The organism is Polyangium sp. y55x31 (assembly GCF_029946505.1).
Lineage (GTDB): Bacteria > Myxococcota_A > Polyangia > Polyangiales > Polyangiaceae > Polyangium.
The window spans coordinates 640,288-658,108 of sequence record NZ_JARZHG010000001.1; the positions used below are offsets into that span (position 1 = coordinate 640,288).

General features: G+C 67.8%; 18 protein-coding genes and 1 tRNA gene. 15 read left to right on the top strand and 4 right to left on the bottom strand.

Translation table 11 applies throughout. The annotated features are described in order from the left end of the window. Window positions 1-13: 13 nt before the first annotated feature. The 5 genes from QHF84_RS02140 (at window position 14) to QHF84_RS02160 (ending at window position 3,991) form a co-directional block, all read left to right on the top strand. A complete protein-coding gene (locus QHF84_RS02140) occupies window positions 14-799 on the top strand; it encodes a response regulator transcription factor (RefSeq protein WP_281311451.1) in 786 nt (261 codons plus the stop codon). Beyond that, on the top strand, window positions 796-2,181 hold the full coding sequence (locus QHF84_RS02145; protein WP_281311452.1) for a histidine kinase dimerization/phospho-acceptor domain-containing protein: 1,386 nt from the start codon (window positions 796-798) through the stop codon (window positions 2,179-2,181). The genes QHF84_RS02140 and QHF84_RS02145 overlap by 4 nt, the downstream gene beginning before the upstream one ends. A 131-nt stretch (window positions 2,182-2,312) precedes the next feature. Continuing rightward, entirely contained in the window at window positions 2,313-3,056 is a 744-nt protein-coding gene (gene uppS / locus QHF84_RS02150) for a polyprenyl diphosphate synthase (protein WP_281311453.1), read from the top strand. 116 nt (window positions 3,057-3,172) lie between these two features. Beyond that, window positions 3,173-3,246: transfer RNA gene (locus QHF84_RS02155), tRNA-Arg, on the top strand. Window positions 3,247-3,838: 592 nt separating this feature from the next. Beyond that, window positions 3,839-3,991, top strand: a complete 153-nt coding sequence (locus QHF84_RS02160) for a hypothetical protein (RefSeq protein WP_281311454.1) — start codon at window positions 3,839-3,841, stop codon at window positions 3,989-3,991. Between the two features lie 1,601 nt (window positions 3,992-5,592). Here the strand turns inward: QHF84_RS02160 and QHF84_RS02165 are convergent. Continuing rightward, a complete protein-coding gene (locus QHF84_RS02165; RefSeq protein ID WP_281311455.1) occupies window positions 5,593-5,856 on the bottom strand; it encodes a hypothetical protein in 264 nt (87 codons plus the stop codon). A 228-nt stretch (window positions 5,857-6,084) separates the two neighbouring features. Here QHF84_RS02165 and QHF84_RS02170 point away from each other — a divergent pair, with 228 nt between their 5' ends. The 10 genes from QHF84_RS02170 (at window position 6,085) to QHF84_RS02215 (ending at window position 13,808) form a co-directional block, all read left to right on the top strand. Beyond that, entirely contained in the window at window positions 6,085-6,552 is a 468-nt protein-coding gene (locus QHF84_RS02170; RefSeq protein ID WP_281311456.1) for a hypothetical protein, read from the top strand. A gap of 3 nt (window positions 6,553-6,555) precedes the next feature. Further along, on the top strand, window positions 6,556-7,137 hold the full coding sequence (locus QHF84_RS02175) for a hypothetical protein (protein WP_281311457.1): 582 nt from the start codon (window positions 6,556-6,558) through the stop codon (window positions 7,135-7,137). Next, window positions 7,137-7,766 (top strand): hypothetical protein, encoded by a 630-nt coding sequence (locus QHF84_RS02180; RefSeq protein WP_281311458.1) that lies wholly within the window; start codon window positions 7,137-7,139, stop codon window positions 7,764-7,766. Before QHF84_RS02175 ends, QHF84_RS02180 begins: the two co-directional genes overlap by 1 nt. A 30-nt stretch (window positions 7,767-7,796) precedes the next feature. After that, the gene (locus QHF84_RS02185; RefSeq protein WP_281311459.1) at window positions 7,797-9,254 is read left to right on the top strand and encodes a hypothetical protein; all 1,458 of its coding nucleotides are present in this window, start codon (window positions 7,797-7,799) and stop codon (window positions 9,252-9,254) included. Window positions 9,255-9,256: 2 nt separating this feature from the next. Continuing rightward, on the top strand, window positions 9,257-9,811 hold the full coding sequence (locus tag QHF84_RS02190) for a hypothetical protein (RefSeq protein WP_281311460.1): 555 nt from the start codon (window positions 9,257-9,259) through the stop codon (window positions 9,809-9,811). Further along, a complete protein-coding gene (locus QHF84_RS02195; protein ID WP_281311461.1) occupies window positions 9,808-11,421 on the top strand; it encodes a transglycosylase SLT domain-containing protein in 1,614 nt (537 codons plus the stop codon). Before QHF84_RS02190 ends, QHF84_RS02195 begins: the two co-directional genes overlap by 4 nt. Beyond that, window positions 11,408-11,980 (top strand): hypothetical protein, encoded by a 573-nt coding sequence (locus QHF84_RS02200; protein WP_281311462.1) that lies wholly within the window; start codon window positions 11,408-11,410, stop codon window positions 11,978-11,980. Before QHF84_RS02195 ends, QHF84_RS02200 begins: the two co-directional genes overlap by 14 nt. Window positions 11,981-12,009: 29 nt before the next feature. After that, entirely contained in the window at window positions 12,010-13,011 is a 1,002-nt protein-coding gene (locus QHF84_RS02205; protein ID WP_281311463.1) for a hypothetical protein, read from the top strand. Between the two features lie 17 nt (window positions 13,012-13,028). After that, window positions 13,029-13,337: a hypothetical protein gene (locus QHF84_RS02210; protein ID WP_281311464.1), complete on the top strand. Its 309-nt coding sequence runs from the start codon at window positions 13,029-13,031 to the stop codon at window positions 13,335-13,337. A 78-nt stretch (window positions 13,338-13,415) separates the two neighbouring features. Further along, window positions 13,416-13,808 carry a hypothetical protein gene (locus QHF84_RS02215; protein WP_281311465.1) on the top strand — a complete coding sequence of 131 codons (393 nt, stop codon included), beginning with the start codon at window positions 13,416-13,418 and terminating at the stop codon, window positions 13,806-13,808. Window positions 13,809-14,067: 259 nt separating this feature from the next. On the opposite strand, the gene QHF84_RS02220 is transcribed toward QHF84_RS02215, so the two are convergent. The 3 genes from QHF84_RS02220 to QHF84_RS02230 are packed head-to-tail and all read right to left on the bottom strand — an operon-like array spanning window position 14,068 to window position 17,816. Then, a complete protein-coding gene (locus QHF84_RS02220) occupies window positions 14,068-15,642 on the bottom strand; it encodes a restriction endonuclease subunit S (protein ID WP_281311466.1) in 1,575 nt (524 codons plus the stop codon). Next, window positions 15,639-17,060 carry an N-6 DNA methylase gene (locus QHF84_RS02225; RefSeq protein WP_281311467.1) on the bottom strand — a complete coding sequence of 474 codons (1,422 nt, stop codon included), beginning with the start codon at window positions 17,058-17,060 and terminating at the stop codon, window positions 15,639-15,641. Before QHF84_RS02225 ends, QHF84_RS02220 begins: the two co-directional genes overlap by 4 nt. A gap of 18 nt (window positions 17,061-17,078) precedes the next feature. Continuing rightward, window positions 17,079-17,816: a hypothetical protein gene (locus QHF84_RS02230; RefSeq protein ID WP_281311468.1), complete on the bottom strand. Its 738-nt coding sequence runs from the start codon at window positions 17,814-17,816 to the stop codon at window positions 17,079-17,081. Window positions 17,817-17,821: the final 5 nt, after the last annotated feature.

Consider the following 17,821-nt stretch of genomic DNA (forward strand, 5'->3'; position numbering starts at 1 on the left):
GATACCTCCCCGCATGCCGCACATCCTGATCGTCGAGGACGAGCCCGCGATCGCCGAGTCCCTCGCGTACGCCCTTCGCCGCGACGGCTTCGGCGTCACCCTCGCCGGCACCCTCGCCGGCGCCGAGCGCTCCCTCGACGTCGCTTCCCTCGTCCTGCTCGACCTCATGCTCCCGGACGGCAGCGGCTTCGACCTCATCGGCAAGGTCCGCAGGAGCGGCCTCGGCACACCCATCATCGTCCTCACGAGCCGCGACGACGAGGCCGACCGCGTGGCCGCCCTCGAAACCGGCGCCGACGACTACGTGACGAAACCCTTCTCCACGCGCGAGATCGTCGCCCGCGTCCGCGCCGTCCTCCGCCGCGTCGCCCCACCCGCACCCCTCGGCACCGCGCCTCCGCCCGCATCCGCTGCCGCCGCCGCTCCCGCTGCCGTCGCCGCTTCCGCTTCCGCTCCCGCCGCCGCTTCCGCTCCCCCGCCCCTCTCCGTCGACGAGGCCACTCGCAGGGCCTACGTCCACGGCCGCGAAGTCGAGCTCACCCGCGTCGAGTTCGACCTCCTCGCCTGCTTGCTCGCGGCGCCTGGACGCGTCTTCACCCGCGCGCAGCTCATCGATCGCGTCTGGGGCGACGGCTTCGCGATCACCGACCGCACCATCGACTCGCACGTAAAAGGCCTTCGCCGCAAGGTCGAGTCGGCCGGCGGAAACCCTGCCTTCGTCGAGACCGTGCGTGGCGTCGGCTACCGCGTCACCGACAGGCCCGCGGCGCCTCCGCCGGGCACCCTGGATACCCCGTGATTCGCCTCCTCGTCGCTTCTGCCTCGGCCGTCGGCCTCATCCTCCTCGTCGCCTACGTCGCCTCGCGCCTCGTCCGCGCCCGCACCCGCGGCACGAGCATTCGCCTCCAGGTCTTCCTCGCCCTCGCCGGCATCGTCGGCGCCTTCGCGTTTGGCCTCGGCATCCTCGTCCTCGATCGCATCGAGGCGCGCGCCACCCTGCTCGCCGAGGACGCCGCGCGCGACGAGGCCGCCGCGATCGCCGCCGTCGTGGGCGGGGAGCTCGACGCCCGCGGCGCCTCCCTCGGCGACGTCGGCGGACGTATCGCTCGCTCCGCCGATCCCGACGCCCTCCACTTCTCGCTCCTCGATCCCGAGGGCCGCACCGTCTTCCGCGCCGGCCCGGCGCAGGGCGAGCCCGGCACCGTCTTCGTCACGGCGCCCATCCTCGTGCAGAGCCACGTCGTCGGCCACGTCGAGGTCGTCAAGCCGACGCTCGTCATCACCCGCGCCCTCGCCGACTTCGCGCCCACGATCCTCGCGATCAGCCTCGTCCTCGGCTCGGCGGCCGCGGCGGCGGCCGTCCTCATCGGCCGTGCGATCGCCCGGCCCATCGAGGCCCTCACCGATTTCGCCGTCCGCGTGAGCGAAGGCGAGCGCCGCGCCCCGCCGCCCCCGGTGTTCGGCCGCGAGGTCCAGCGCCTCTCGCGCGCCATCGACTCGATGCGCCGCCAGCTCGAGGGCCGCCCCTTCGTCGAGACGTTCGCTGCCGACCTCTCGCACGAGCTCAAGAACCCGGTCGCGGCCATCCGCGCGAGCGCCGAGGTCCTCGCCGACGGCGCGCTCGAAGAGCCGGAGGAGGCCGCGCGCTTCGTCGGCCGCATCCAGCAAGCGACGGAGCGCATCGAAGCCTTGCTCGGCGACCTCTTGAACCTCGCGCGCATCGAGGCGCGCGGCGTCGAGGACGCCGCCGTCGTCGACCTCGACAGACTCGCCCGGGACGCCGCGGCGCAGGCCCGCGAGCGCGGCGCGATCGTGAACGTCTCGACCACCGGCGCGGTCACCGTCCGCGGCAGCGCGCTCTGGCTCTCGCGGGCCATCGAGAACCTGCTCGACAACGCGGTCACGCATGGCGAGCCCAGCGAAGTCATCCACGTTTCGCTCCTGCGCGAAGGCGACGAAGTGCGCTTCACCGTCCGGAGCCGCGGCCGCATCCATCCTCACGTTGCCGGCCGCCTGTTCCGTCGGTTCGTCACGACCCGCGTGGAGAACGGCGGCACGGGCCTCGGCCTCGCGATCGTGCGGGCCATCGCCGAGGCTCACAGCGGCTCCGCGGAGTGCGCCGAGAGCGGCCCGCCCGAGGTCTCCTTCCGGATCACGCTGCCCGCCGCGAAGATTCTGTAACAGAATCCACACAATCTACGGATCTCGCGTGGGAGTTCTCCATGGAGGCTCCACGAATGCACCACGCCGGTTTCGTGGACGGGGGTGGATGCATGGTGCATCCTCAGGCCGCACGGCTCGAAGGTATCCTCATGAACGAACGCTCGTCGCTCCCTCGGCACATCGCGCTCATCCTCGACGGCAACGGCCGCTGGGCCACGTCGCGCGGGCTTCCTCGGACGAAGGGACACGAGGCCGGGTCGCACAAGGTGCGGCTCGCGGTGCGCGCCTGTCACGAGCGGAAGATCCCGGTGTTGACGCTCTACGCGTTCAGCGCGGCGAACTGGAACCGCCCGGGCGAGGAGGTGGGGAACCTGATGCGCATCTGCCGCGAGTTCGCGGAGGAGGCGCACGACGATCTCGTGGCGCGCGGGGTGCGCGTGGTCGTGGTGGGCGACATCGACGACGAGGTGCCGACGGCGACGCGAAAGGCGACGGAGCAGCTCATCGCGGACACGGCGGGCGGGACGTCGATGACGCTGGCGCTGGCGCTGAACTACGGCGGGCGTCGGGACATGGTGAACGCGATGCGCGCGGTGGCGGCGCAGGCGCGCGCGGGGCTGCTCCTGCCGGAGGACATCGACCCGAACACGATCCGGCGGTTCCTGAGCACGAGCGAGCTACCGGACGCGGATCTCGTGATCCGGACGGGCGGGGAGCAGCGGCTGAGTGATTTCCTGCCGTTCGAGGCGGCGTTCGCGGAGCTGTTCTTCACGGACACGCTCTGGCCGGACTTCTCGGAGGGGACGCTCGACGAGGCGCTCGCGTTCTACGCGCGAAGGCAGCGCCGCTTCGGTCGAACGGACGAGCAGGTCCGGCGCACGGCGGAGATCTGAGAGGTCTAGCAGGCTGTCGAGAAACGCCGCGAGCGCCCTGGCGCAGCAAGTTTATCAACAGCCTGCTAGTCAGACGGCCCGCGACCGTTTATGCTCGCGTGCAAACGCGAAAGCGAGCGCCCGTAGCTCAGCTGGATAGAGCGGCGGCCTTCTAAGCCGCGGGTCGCAGGTTCGAGTCCTGCCGGGCGTGCCCGCGAAATCGTTGAGGATTTCGCGCTACCCCCTCCAAGGTGTTGGTCCATATTTGGTCCATGGGGGGTGCGGCCTACACTCCCGTGCGTCGCCTTCGCGGCGGCCTTGAGGGCGGTCTCGCCGAGGTGAGCGTACCGCTGCGTCAAGGTGATCGTGGAGTGCCCGTGCAGCTCCTTGATCTCCTTGAGCGTCCACCGGCGGCCCCCCAGCGCGGGGCTGCCGTCGTCTTGAAGCGGGTACCAGCCCGACACGAGCGACGCGGCGCAGGTGTGCCGGAAGTCGTGCGCCGGCCTCGGCCGTCGGCCGTCGTGGCGCCGCTCTGGGACAATCCCCGCCGCCGCGAGGTAGCTGTCCCAGGGGTTGACCTTGACGGCCTTGCCGTTCTTATGGGTCGAGAACTGGAAGAGCACCCCGACCCCACGCCGAGCCCCGCGCGGACCAGGGAAGGCCAATGAGAGCGCGTTCCGAGGGCACCACGAGGGCAGAAGGTCGAGCCACCGACGCATGGCGGTGAGCGCCATCCCGAAGAGGGGCACGCGCCGGATCTTGCCGCTCTTCGTGGCGCCCTTGTTCGAGCGGCGGATCACGACGTGCGGATTCTCGTCGTCGAGGTGCACATCAGCGAGCTTCAGCGCGTTGAACTCACCGAGTCGGAGGCCGGTACCGCAAAGGATTTGCATCCAAAGCCGGTGTTCTTCCGGGATTGCCTGGCAGGTGAAGAGGGCGTGCTGCTCCTCGGGTAGCAGGTAGGTCCAGGGCTCCTCGGTTTTGGCCTGCTTGCGGATCCTCACGTCCACCGCTGAATTCTGCGGGATCATCGCCTGGGCGACAGCATCCCGCAGGGCGAGCTTGACGAGCGAAAGCACCTTCGTAGCGGTCTCCCTCGAAATGCGGCCCCTGCCCCGGCGGGCCATCGGGGACAAACTCGTCACCGTGAGCCGGTCGACGAAAGCGATCACGTCGCGGGCCTGGATATTGGCGAGGGGTAAGCGTGCAAGGGGGGACTTTGCGACGTGCCGAGCCCAGCGGCGGCGCTCGTGCACGATTCCGCGGACCTGCTCGACAACCTCCCGCCGGTTGAGCCATTCCTGTCCCCACGCGGCGAGGGTGACACCTCCGCGGGATTGCACATCGAGGCCGAGTTCCTCGAGGAATGCTGCGACGGCGCGTTTTGCCTCTTCCTCGCTGTCGAACATGCCGACGCTCTTGCGCTCCCCCGTCCCGACCACCACGCGCGCGTTCCAGCGGGTTCGCCCGCGGTAGTTGTACCGGACCGCCGTCCAAGATCCCGGCGTCCTCAATGCATTAGCCACGACTACCTCCCAATCCCAGCCGGCGCAGGGCTGCGCGTGCGCGCGCCCGGTCCGTCTCGCTGATCTCGACCTGCGGGGGCGCTGGGATGCGCCGCTGGCGCGGGCCGCCCGACGATCGCCGAGGAGGAACGCCGCGCCGCCGCTCGACCTCGCGGGCCAGGAGATCGGCGATCGCGCGAAGGTGCGTTCCGATTTCCAGCAAAAGCGCGTCTTCCATCCCGGAGCCCGAAGACAGCATGCTCCCGGACAAACCGCTAGAGGGGGCATCGCCAGGCATGGCGTTTTTTCCCGGTCCGGCGCGCTTTCCCCGTGTGTTGCGCATGCGACGCTGCCTTCGTGCAGCACGTGGACGGGAGGGGGCCCACCGTCAAGCGCGGGGCGTTGCACGGACGAGACACGAGCGAGCAGCCGAGCGGTATCAGTGAGGAGTTCGCATGGCTTGCACGCATGGTGGCGTTGTACCGGCCCAGCAGGCCAGGACGGCGCCTCGTACTGCTACCCCCTCCCCCGCCAACTCCTGGTTTTGTACCGGTACAAGAGAAAGAGCGCAGATGTGCCGCAGAGACGTGGCTGTTCTAGCTCCGGTACAACGTACCGGGCCCAGGCGCGCATGGCGCCTACGAGCCTACCTCTGGCCCACGGCTGACGAGCGGCAACGGGGCAACCCCTTGCCGCGCGAGGTCCTGCCCGGCGGGCTCCAGCCGCAACTCCTTCGCGACAGTCCCTCTCGCAAAGAATCGAACGGTAGGACATTAACTGTCATGGCGAACAGTGTAAAACAGCCTCTGGGCCTGTTAGGGTCGAACCATGACCGACCAAATGTGTGTTCCTGGCGATCTCGTCGACATGAACTGCGGACCAACGTACGGGCCGGGCCTCGTCATCTCCGTCCTCGACGAGGAGTGTCTCGTACTCGTATCGGGTCCCAACCGGCCTTTCTTGTTGGACTCCGTAGCTCCTGGAATGTGCATAATGCAGTCCGCGAGATCGCTTCCTAGCTCACCACCGCCACAGGCGACCTGATGCTCGCGTTACCGGGGCGCTACGCCCCGGGTAACGCCGGCCCGCAACTCCTCGAGCAAATCCCGCTCGTACCTCCCCGCATCCCCCCTCCCCTCCCGCCTCTCCACCATCACCGCCAGCTCCTGCTCCGCCCGCCTCCACTGCTCCGCGGGCGCCGCATGCGCGATCCTCTTCGCCACCGTCAGCGGCGCGCGCAGTTCGTCGATGAGCCTGCCGATCACCGGGTGCAGCTTCGCGATCCTCCGAAACGAGCACCGCGCCGCCCGCTTCATCTGAACAACATCCCGCAGCACATCCTCCGGCGTCCGCGCGACCTGGCACGAGAGTGAATACCAACGCGTTTTTACCTCGGGTAAGGGCATGAGGGGGCCAACGTATCCCGCGTCAGGATACCATCAACCCGAGATACATTAAAAATCGCCCTCTCGGGCCGATGCCATCTTGGTCCTCGCGCTGAGGCGCAGCAGGGACGCGGGAGGAATCGGAGGAGAATGGCAACCATGGCGATGCCGGCCGTCGGGCCGGCGCAGTTGGCGCTCGTGAAGAACCAGGCCGAGATGGCCCAGGTCCGCCGCGAGGCCAACGCGATCAAGAAGGAAAACGCAGCTCTCAAGGCCGATCTCGCGGTGATCTCGCGCGGCGTGCGTGACCGGGTGGGCTCGGGCCTCTCCTCGGCGATCACGGCCGGCGCGGCATTCGGTGCGGGCGTCGCCGATGGCTATCTGGAGGCGAAGGGCTCCGACAAGGTGGGCCCGTTCAAGCTCGTCTCCGTGGCCGGCCTCGGCCTCGCGCTCGCGGGCGTGTGGCTCGACGATCCCGACTTCGCCGAGGGCGCGTCGGCGCTCGCGCGCGGCCTCGCCGCGGGGCCGCTCTATGTCTCCGGCCGGGATAACGGGCGGAAGATGGCGCAGCGTGGGCAGACCGCGCAGCCGTCGCAGCCCGGGCTCGCGACGACGGCCCGGGTCTAGCCCATGTCCAGCCGCGCCCAACCAGACTTTTCCGGCGCGTCGGAGCTCGCCGAGGCGTTTACCCGCTTCGCCGAAAAGATCATGGCGCGGCAAAACGACACGCTCGCGCAGATCTCCGGGACGCTCTTGACCTACGACAGCATGGTCAAGGGTTTGGCCGGAACCATCGGCGACCAGGCCGCGACGATCAAGGCGCAGGGGGCCGAGATCGCAGGGCTTCAGCGCTCCGACCTCGAGCGGGCGAAGTTCGTCGCCGAGATCGAGCTCAAGCGCGCCGAGATGGAGAGCCGCGAGCGGAGAAGCGCGGCGATCATCGGCACGCTTCGCGAGGTGGGGGGCTCGGTCGTGCAGCAGGTCGTCGCGGGGCGAATGCTCGCCGCAGCGGCGCCTGCGGTCCAAGCGTCAGCGGCCATCGCGCGCCCCGAGCAGGGGCGGCCCATTGCGGCGGTGCTCGCGGACATCTGGGCGCGGTTGTCCGAGGAAACGATCGAACGATTGCAACAGGAAGCCGGCATCCAGTTGGTGCACGAGCTTCTTACCGAAGTTTCTGGGGCGATGCCTCAGGGGGAAGAACAGACGAGCTGATGGATATCCTGGACGAGCTGACCGAGGGGACCAAGCGTATCAAGATGAAGCTGGCGAAGAAGGTGCCCACGCCCCTTCGGAAGCCTGCGGCGCCGGTCAATCCGGTCGTCGATCGGTCGATCGGCGCGTTCCTCGGGGCCATGGCGCAGAAGTCCGCGGAGGAGAATGCGCGCCCGAACAAGGCCTACAGCCTGGTGCCGCCGGATCCGACCGCTGCGATTGGCACCGGCAGCACTGCGACGGCGTCTTTCACGCTCCCGGACGACGCTTACCTCGTGTACTGGGCCGCGGTCGACGCGGACGCGACGAATTTTCTTTTGACGTCGCTCAAAGTGGGTGGTTATGACGTCGTGGGCGGCTCGCCGATCAACCTCGCGAGCTTCCTCGCGAACGTCAATCGCTGCGATCGCCCAGGCCCTCTCACGGGCCGCGTGTTCCAGAGCGGCACGACCGTGGAGGCCACGGTCCGCAACATCCAGTCGACGCCGCAGATCTTCCACGGGCTGACGGTCTGGTGCATCTCGACCGACTGCCAGAGTACGCAGAAGGGTCGCCCGGCGCCGTCGGTGCTTTCGTTCGCCTCGATGGCGCGCTCCCTCAAGGGCCTCGGCTCGCGCATCCGCAAGTAGGCGCGCGCAATGCTGAACCCGCGGGTGCCGATGACGGCACGAGAATCCTTGTTCGTCGCGCGGGCGCTCGTGCTTGCGGCGCCCGATCCGGGCGCGCCGAGCGCAGCATTGCGCTACGAGCGGGATACGCGGCGCCGGGATCGGCGCCTGCGGGCTCCGGACCAATGGCAACGCCCGGAGCAGACAGACGCGCAAGGGCGCGGCGATTGCGAGGACCTCATGATCCGCTACGCCGCGTTCCTCGCGCGACGACGCCCGATCGTGCTCTGCATCGTGCGGACGGGCGCGCGAATGTGGCATTACTATCTCCGAGAGATCGACGGGACGATCCTGGATCCCTCGGTGCGGCACGGCATGCCGGCAATGCAGCCGAGCGAATACGAGGGCGAGGGGTTTCAAGTGCGAATCGATCCCAGCATGTTCGACGTGGGCGAGCAGGGCGCGGGCCCGGTCAAAGCCGACGACGCGATCCGCGGCTTCAATACCGCGAGTCAGGTCACTGCGGTCGCGGCGACTGGGCTTGCCACGGTCTACCCTCCGGCCGGAGCCGTGGCGGGGGTCCTCTCGGCCGCGCTCGGCCTCGTGGGCGGCGCGATCGAGCAGGCCAAGCAAGATGCGCTCGCCAAGGCCCGCGCGCGGCGCGCGCGGGGCAAAAAGCCACGCAAGGCCGCGCGTGCTGAGAAGGTGATCACGGCGAAGGTGCTACGGGCGCCTCCCTCGCGGATTCGGCTCGCGGCGGTCGCCCGAGGGATGCAGCCGGTCGACGACGCGGCCATCAAGCGCGCGCAGGATGCGATGATCGTGGTCGGTGCAGCCCAGGCCGGCGAGGCTCGCGCAACTGCGGCGGTTCAGGCGGCCATGCGGACGCCCGTGGTCGGCTCGGGAGGCGAGATCAACGAAGCCGCGCTCGCCGTGCGGCTCGCGCTGGCCCACACCGCGCTCGCTGCGCCGCCCGTGGATCCAGGAGTCGCAGTGGCCTACGCCGAGAACCCAGACGCCAAGGCCGATGACGTGCTCGATGCCGACGACCTGGACGAGGCCGAGGAAGGGTCCGGAGCATGCTGCGAGGCGTGCGCGGAGGGCAAGCCCTGCGAGGGCGAGGCATGCAGCGCGCACGGTGCCGAGGACGAGAACGACGACGAGGACGACGACGATGGCGGCTGCGGCGCGTGTGCGCTCGCGGCTGGCGACGAGGAGGACGAGGACGACATGGACGACGACGGCGGGACGTTCGACGACGACGCGGACGAGGACGACGGCGGCGCCTTCGAGGACGACGACGGCGCCTTCGAGGACGACGACGATGCCGACGAGGACGACGACGGCGGCGCTGACGACGAATACGAGGACGACGACGGCGGCGCTGACGACGAATACGAGGACGACGACGGCGGCGCCTTCGATGACGAGGAGGACGACGACGGTGACGAATACGAGGACGAGGACGAGGACGACGACGGCAGCGACGAGGACGACGAGGACGAATAACCGTGTGGACCATTCGGGGGCTCGGCACGGACCGAGGGAATTGGGTCAAGCTCCTCGACGTCTGCGCTCCTTGCCTTCTGACGGGTAGCGTCCTCGGCGCGGACCGCGTCTCGCGTGCGACGGGCCGCAACCTACATGCCGTGTATGTCATCGACCACGGCAAGGTCAGGCCGGCGGCCGCGGGCCTCGGCGGGGACACGACGGATGCCGCGATCGAGGTGCACTGCGATCTCGTAGGGCCGATTCACTTGAACTGGCCCGGATCGCTCTACCTCTGCGACGGCGATCCGGACCTCGAATACCGGATCGTGACGTCGGTGCTGCGATGTGCACAGCAATTTTCGTGGCACCCGCTGACGACGAGAGCAATCAATCCCGATGTTCCGTACCGGGTCGCAAAGCACCACAGCCGCATCCGGACCACGCGGAAAGCTGTCGGTTTTACCATGGGGCCGATCACCGGAACCCTCGATCACGTGCCGATCCCGTGCATCGGCGATGACCTGATCGCATTCGACCAGACCGGGGTCACGTTCATCACGGAGTGGTGGGGATGATCGACATCATTCTACAGCTCGGAGCGCTGAGCGCCCCGGCCGCGCGTGATCTTGTCGCGGCGCTGCGCGAGCGATTCCGGCGCGGCGGGCGGGAGTTCTGGCGCTCGCGCACGTACGCGCTCGGCACGGACCAGCCGGGCCCCGTTCCGCCGGAATGGGCTCGATACGGGGGCGCGCGCCCCGAGCTTCGCGGCGCGCCGAGGAACACGATCCTCACGGTCAAGGGACTCGAAAAAACGACGCCGGCTTTCCGCGCGCGTCTGCTCGACCTCTGCGAAGCGCTCGGCATTCCGGTCGATTCGATGGCCGCCATCATGTCGAGCGAGAGCGGCTTCAACCCCAAGGCTCTCAACCCGCTGCCCGCGGCGGGTCTGATCCAGTTGACGGTCGGGGCGCACCTCCCCGGGTTTGGCACGAAGGAAGCAGTCTTGGCCGTGTTGAACATGAGCCCGGAGCAGCAGCTCGAGGCGGTCGTGGCGCCGCTCTACGCGCGAATGCCGCGCGCGAAGCGTGCGACGCCGGGCCATCTCTACATGATGAACTTTCTCCCCGACGAGGCCGGAAAGCCGGAGGATCATCAGATCGGAATCCTCGGGGAAACGAGGCCCGACGGGAAGCCGACGTTCCGGGCCAAGGTATACGAGCACAATACCGGATTCGACCAAGCGAAAAAGGGGTTCATCACGGTTGGCGACGTCTACGCGGTGGCCGCGGCGAAGGTCCGCGGCGCGCGTGGCCGGCGGATGACGGTGGACGGGACGATCCTCGAACCCAGCGGCGCCGTCGTGTCGGCGCCGCCCCAGGCCGCGCCGCCTGCCAAGGTCCTCGAGGCCGAGCCACCTCCGAAGGCTGTGGCGGCCTCGCCATCGAAGCCTGCCGAGGCCGCGCCGCCCGCGAAGGCTCCCGCCCCGGCTCCGGCCTCGACCCGGCGCGCAGGCCGCGGGACGCTGGCGGATCCGATCGCCTGGGATGCCGACGTCGGCGGCCTGCTCGTCGCGCTCGCCGAGCAGGACCGCGTCGAGCTGCCGGCCTGGGTGCCCGTCGCGCTCGGCGATCTCGTGGTCGAGATCTCGGCCGACGCGCTGCGCGCGCAGGTGGCCTACCTCGACGAGGGTGGGAAGCTCGTGGAGGCCACGCTCCGCGTCCCGTGCTCGTACGCCGACCAAATCACCCTCGCGAGGCGCCTCGGCGCGATCTCGTTCTGGCCGGCGCTCTGGGATGCCACGTTCCGCGCCGCGCGGCTGAAGGTCGTACCCGAGCCGCTGCCAGCCGGCCCGCGCATGGCCTCGCTGGGCTACTCGGTGCGGCACAACCGCAACCTCGAAAAGTACAACCCCGCGCCGGGGGTCCTCATCCGCGACGTGGGCAAGGGGTGGGTCCTCAGTCCGCGGCTCGATGTCCTCGGCGCCGTCAACTACGGGTGGATCCAGCCGAACGGCAGGCCAATCCAGACGGAAGGCGCGCGGCATAACCCCGCGCACGTCGACTATTCGCAGCTCCCCGTGTTCGTCCGGCGATATGCGCGCGACGGCAAGGGCGGGACGGTCGATCTCCTCGAATATCTGCAAGGCCAGGGCATCGCAAAGAGGTGGCTCGATGTCTATCAGTAAGCCGCGCCGGAAGCGCGTACAGCAAATCAACGCTGACGAAGCCGCGGGCGCCTCGGCGGAAGCTCATGCCCGCGTCGCCGAGCTCGCCGCGCGCTGGCAGAAGGTGAAGGCGTGGGGAGCCGCGGAGAAGCTGCGCCACACGCGCGAGACGCAGGCCGATCTCGAAAGGTTTTTCGCGGCTTGGGAGAAGGACCCCGATCCCTCGGAGGTCGTGGGCGTGACGGCCGACGTGCGGCGCCTCGAACTCGAGGCCGAGGACTACGACAAGCGCCGGGCCGTGGCGCAGCCCTATGATGCCCAGCCCATCGGCACGACGTTCGACATCGAGCGCGGGAGCACGTCGCTCGAAGCTGCCACCGCCATCAACGAGGGCGCGATTGTGGTCGGCGCGATTGCAAAGGACATCGCGAAGGAAACGTCGGAGCTCGTGGAGGACACGGCGACGCTGATCCCGTGGTGGGTCTGGGCGGGCGTGGGCGTAGGCGTCGTTTACGTCGGATGGCTCGGGAAACGAGCCGTGGACAAGGCCGCGGCGGCCGCCGCAGTGGCCGCAGCATAGCCGCGAGCGGAGACCAGGGACCGGTCACGATGGCACGACGCAGGCCAAAGAAACTGAGCGCGGCGGAGGAGAATCACCGCGCGTGGCGGAAGGAAGCCCGGGAAAGGCTCAAGAGCGCGAACAAGCTCGTCCGCGATACGGTCGGCAGCATCAACGGTCAGATCCAGGAGGTCATGGCGCAATGCAAGGCTAACAGCGCAGCGGCACTGATGGCCACGCTCGAAGCGCGGAGCCAAGCGCGCAAGGTCCTCGATGACGCGACCGCCGACTGCAAGAGGCGCAAGGCGCTCTCCACGCTTCGCCCTGGGGATGCGCGGAAGGACTGCGCGCGTATCGGCAAGCTGGCCCGCGCGAACGCCAACAAGATAAAAGCGGTCGCGGTGGCGGCCTCGCGCGAGCAGGCGCGCACGTGCGCCACGGCAAAAGCCGCCCTTCGCAAGGACGGCGAGGAGAAGATCAAGGGGGCGATCAAGGAGCTCGCCGCGGCCGAAGACCGCTGGCGCGAGGTCCGGCCCGAATGGAAGCCGCGCGGCTCGACGTCGAGCCGGCGCCGCGTGTCTCCCGGCGAGCGTGCCGCCGAGTATCGGCAAGAGCAGCTTGGGAACGTGCCCGACGAGATCCGGGGCTTCTGCTCCGACAATTGGCCCCGGCTCCTCGGCATCGCCAAGGAATCGCAGGGCCGGAAGGCGCCCTATGAGGCGTGCATGGAGATCGCCTACGTGCCCGGCGGCGACAAGAGCCCCAACTTCGAGGAGTGGCGAGCCAAGAAGGAGCCGACCGCAAAGGAGCAGGACCGCCTTTACGAGAAGCTGGCGGAGGAGGCTTATTACGCGTCCCTCGACGAGAATCCCCCGCCGAAAAGTGAGAAGCGCCCGAGCTTCCGTGCGCAACGCGGGGCTGCCTCGGCAACGAAGGCGAAGGCCGCGAGGAAGGCGAAGGCCAGGCTCGCCAGGTCGGCGCGCGCGCTCGAGGCCACAGAACAGGCCGCGCGCGCAGCCGAGCAGCGGGGCGAAGAGACGATTCCGTTTTAAGACACAGGAGAAATGGAATGCAGCAAGACGATCGGCGCCCCTGGCATGGCGCAGCGGTCGATATCGTGGCCATCGTGGGCCTCGTCGTGCTCGCGTGGGCGCGTGTCCTCGATGGAACCGCCGCGGCGGGCTGGATCGCGGCCATCGTCGCGGGTCGGGTAAGCGCGAGCGCGTTCCGGCCTCCGCCGGATCCACCCGCGCCGCCCGCCGTTCCGGTGGCAGGGCCCGCGAAGCCGCCCACGTCGGGCCTTCTGACGCTGGCCCTCGGGCTCCTCCTCGCGATTCGCGCGGGGGCCGCGGTGCTGTGCCGACAGTTGCAGGCGTAGGAGGAGCGGACGAGACGACCACCGTGCGTGGGAGCGATTCCTCCGCCGAGCGGAGGCAGATCGACAGGAGGGCAAACGATGCGCGTGAAGCGTTCGGGAAACGAAAAACCTTCGGCGGCGGAGCGGACGATCTCCATGTTCGCCGCGCAGGACATGGCGCCGCAATTCGGCGCACGACCTCACCCTGGGTTCGGGGGTGGCCCACTGGACCTTTTCGCGCCGAAGCCTGCGCCGCGCACGACGGCCGCGCAGGTGGCGATCGCCAAGCGCGCCACGAAGCGGGCGACGCGCGCGACGACGAGCTCGCGGCCGCGCGTGCTCGGGCCGGGAGGCCGCAAGGCGGAAGGCTTCGGGCGGCAGGCGTTGCGGGCGGCCCTCGAACGATGCCGGACGCGCCTCGCGGCTGCCGTACAGCCCTCAGCCAGCGCGTGTGCGTGCAAGGCGAAACACGGGAAGAAGCGCGCCGGCTAGGCCGGGGCGACGCCTCTACGCCAGTTCCCGCCCCGAAACGGGGCCCCGCCGGAAGCCAACCCCTGCGCTCGGTTACCGCAGGAGCAGGACATGCCAAAAGGAAAACCGGCGCGGGTCCCGTGGTCCTGGCGAACCAGCCCCGAGCCCGCGCCGGTCTCCTGGGTGGGAGATCCGCGGACAAACCTAGGCTGAGGACGGGGTTCCGTCAAGGCAAACCTTTCTCGAAGGCCTGGCTGGGCGGAGGGAAACGCAGCTCGCCCTATTCGACGCTCGCCGCCGTGCCCTTCCGCCTCTCGGCACCGCGCCGCTTGCTGCCCTTGGGCTTCGTGCCGGTCGGCTCCGCGGCCTCGGCGCGGAGGCGTTCGAGGAGGACCGAGGCGGGTTCGTCGGTGGGATCCTGGGGGACGAGTTCGCCGCGGAAGGCTTTAGAGAGAATGGCCTGGTCGAGATCCGCATACTGCACGAGAAGTGCGTTGACCTCGCCCCTTTGGCGCTCAATGCGCTGGTTCAAGCGGCTGATCATGTCGAGCAGTGCAGACAATTCACCTGCTAGCGGCACAGGGACCGGTACCGTACGAAGTTGGTCGAAGCTCAGGTGTGGACGCCCCTGCCCATACATCAATTCTTGAAGGATCCGACGACCATTACTCGATGCGTTGAGATATGCCACCAGGTACGGCGCCTGGCTGACTAAAACCGGACGAAGCAACGCCACGCTCTGGCACACGTACGTCTCCGGCTCCGCTGTCTCGACAGCGCAGACATCTCCAGTGTTGGCGCCGACGATCGTTATCAGCAAATCCCCGCGTGCGACCTGTGTCCGTGCTCTTTCAGGATCGTCAGCCGGCGGATCCACGCGCTGCCTGTTCGTAAGATCCAGGCGCCAAGGTTTCACATTCTGAGCCATGATGAAAGTGCCCGTACCCCGATCGTAGTACGGCGACCATGCGCGCGATCCACTTGTCATCATACACGTAAGCTCATCGAGGGTGGCCCACGCCCACCCCTCCGGCAACTCCGGCAGCTCACTCGTATCGACCGGCTCCGGCTCCTCGTACTTCTCCTTCCACCGATCATCCCCCGGCACCTTCCCCTTCGCCCGCATCTTCGCGAGCTCCGCCTCCTCCCACCGCCGCCGCCGCTCGGCGCGGATGCGCTGGAGGAGCACCTCGGCGGGCTCCACGTCGGGGTTCTTCTCGCGCCACGCGGCGGTCAGATCCCCGCGAAACGCGGCGGCGAGCACGGACTGGCGGAACTGTTCGAGGAGATCGGGGACGGCGTCGAGGGCTTCCTTGGCACGGCGGCTTCGGGCGGTGAGGGATTCAATTTGGGAGACAATGCGGCGTTGTTCTGGAAGCGGTGGAATCGGGAGCGGTATCTCCTTCAGATCAGCTCCCGAGATCCCGACCTGCCCAGCAGACGTCTTCAGCTTTTCCTCGATCGCAGCACGAGCCTCACCGACATTCGCAGCCTTCTCTACGTACGATGGCTCAACGACATCCGTCGAAACACGGACACGTATTAGCTTATCCGGATATACGACGGGAGGATCGGGGGTCTCACGCACGAGCGCGCATACGCCCACGAGTTCGCGAGTGCCATTGTACCGCGTGAATAAGAGGTCGCCCTTCGAGATTTTGTACGAGGACCACTGTTTGGGGTCACCAGGCAACCTGCGCGCATCATCGAGATCCAGCGACATCGGCCGCACAGCGCTGATCCGTAAAATAAGCTGTTTGCCGTCGCTCTCGGGTCGCGTGGAGATCCCATTGCGGACCTCGGCCGCAATGTCTCCGAGACTGCACACCGCCCATCCCTTGGGTAGCACGCTCACGCGTTCCCCTCCAACTCCGCCCTGAGCCCCTCAATCTCGGTCACCGCAAACCGCAGCTTCTCCAAGATCTCATCCGCAATTTCCTCGGGCTCGGGCAAATCATCCGCCCCCCGCGCACTCTCATCCTTGAGCCAAGCGATATCGAGGTTGTCCCCCCGCGCCCGGATCTCCTCCCGCGAGAACTTCCGAAACCGCCCCGTTTCCCCCTGATCCTTCCGCTTGCTCTTCCCGAGCGGATCCTTCCCGAACGCCGTCTCGAACTCCGCAAAATGGTCACGCGTGAGCGGCGTCCGCTTCCCGAACGAAGGCATGTTCGCCCGCATGTCGAACACCCACACCGCCTTCGTGTGGCCCTTGTCCGTCGTCCCACGCGAGAAAAACAGGACGTTCGTCTTCACCCCCTGCGCATAAAAGATCCCCGTCGGCAGCCGTAGGATCGTGTGCAGATCGCACTTCTCCATCAGGTCCCGCCGGATATCCGTCCCCGTATTCTCTTCGAAAAGGACGTTGTCCGGCAGCACGACCGCCGCCCGACCGCCCGGCCGGAGGCCGCGGTAAATGTGCTGCAAAAACGCGAGCTGCTTGTTCGACGTCGGATACGTAAAATCGTCCCGCGTCGGCAAACCGCCGCCCTTCTTCGTGCCGAACGGCGGGTTCGTCAGGATCACGTCCGCCTTGTCGAGCTGCGTGCCGAGCGACGAGAGCGTATCCCCGAGCGAAAGCTCGCCCTCGATGTCGTGGAGCATCAGGTTCATCAGCGCGAGCCGATGCGCGTCCGGCACGAGCTCCACGCCGTAAAACGCCTTTTTCTTCTGGAACGCCTGCTCCTTCGCGTCGAGCGTGAAGAGCTGGTCCGTCTTGCCCTTGATGTACCGGTCGGCCGCGATCAGAAAGCCCGCCGTCCCCGCCGCCGGGTCCTGCACCTTCTCCCCCGGCTGCGGCTGCACGAGGTGCACCATCGAATCGATGAGCGGCCGCGGCGTGAAGTATTGCCCGGCCCCCGACTTCTTCTCCGCCGCGTTCTTTTCGAGCAGCCCCTCGTAAAGATCCCCGAGCCCCTCGGTCCGCGCCGAATACCAGTCGAGCTCGTCGATCGCATCCACGAGCTTCTTCAGGTTCCGCGGCACCTTCAGCGACGTCGTCGCGTTCGCGAAGATCGCCTGCACCCGCCCCGAGCCCTCGGTGCCGAGATGCAAAAGGAGCGCCCGATAAAAGTTGAGCTGCTCGACCCCGTCCTTCGCCTCGAGATCACCCCACCGGTACCCCTTCGGCAGGTGCTTCTCCTGGTCCGTCTCCTTCATCATCTTGAGAAAGAGAAGGTAGGTCAGCTCGGTGACGTACTGGTGGTAGGTGATGCCGTCGTCCCGCAGGACGTGGCAGAGGTTCCAGAGCTTCTGGACGATGTCGGTGGTGGACATGGGGGACGGGCGGAAGAGCTACGCCAGTTTGGTGTGGACGTCCAGACGGACGGCGACGGCCTCACCCGACCCGCGATCGCCCGGGCCACCGCCCCTCGGAACGGTTTCATCAACTCCGTCGGGATCGGTGGGTTTGCCCTCGAAGTAGCTATACACGCGGTCGCCCACGATCTTGACCTCGGCGTAGTTCCAGGTTCCTCCAATGAGACCGCCGACGATCGGCAGGGTCTTCGTGATGAGGCCCCGCTGGGTCACCTTCAGCCCGAAGTATTTCAGCATGATCCGCTTGAATTGCTTCAGCGTCTCCTTCGTGAGGATTTTCTTGATGGCTTGGCGGCTCGTGCCCATGCCTCCGCGAATGGCAAGCTCGCGCATGAACTCGGACGCAGCTCGACCTCCCATGATGGGTACGAGCAGCTCGTACGGCGGCTCCCCGTCGTCGAGGTACTTGGGATCGAAGAGAAGCGCGATCCTCGCGGCCATGACCACCTCGGCGCGCAACATGGCGCCCACGTCGCCGATCGCCGCCGGAGCTGCAACCCAAGGGTTCGCTGGTAGTCCAGTGACAACGCCACTCCCGACGCCCCACCAGCGCGCCCGGCCGATGATCTTGTCCGCCAGCTCGCGCCTGCTTTTGGTGGGGTATTTCCGTGCAAGCTCATTCACGAAAAACAACTCTTCATCGCGATCGACAGACATCGCCCAATCGAACGCTTTGCGAATCAAGCCGGGATCCGGCTTCTCGTTATCGCTCATCACCG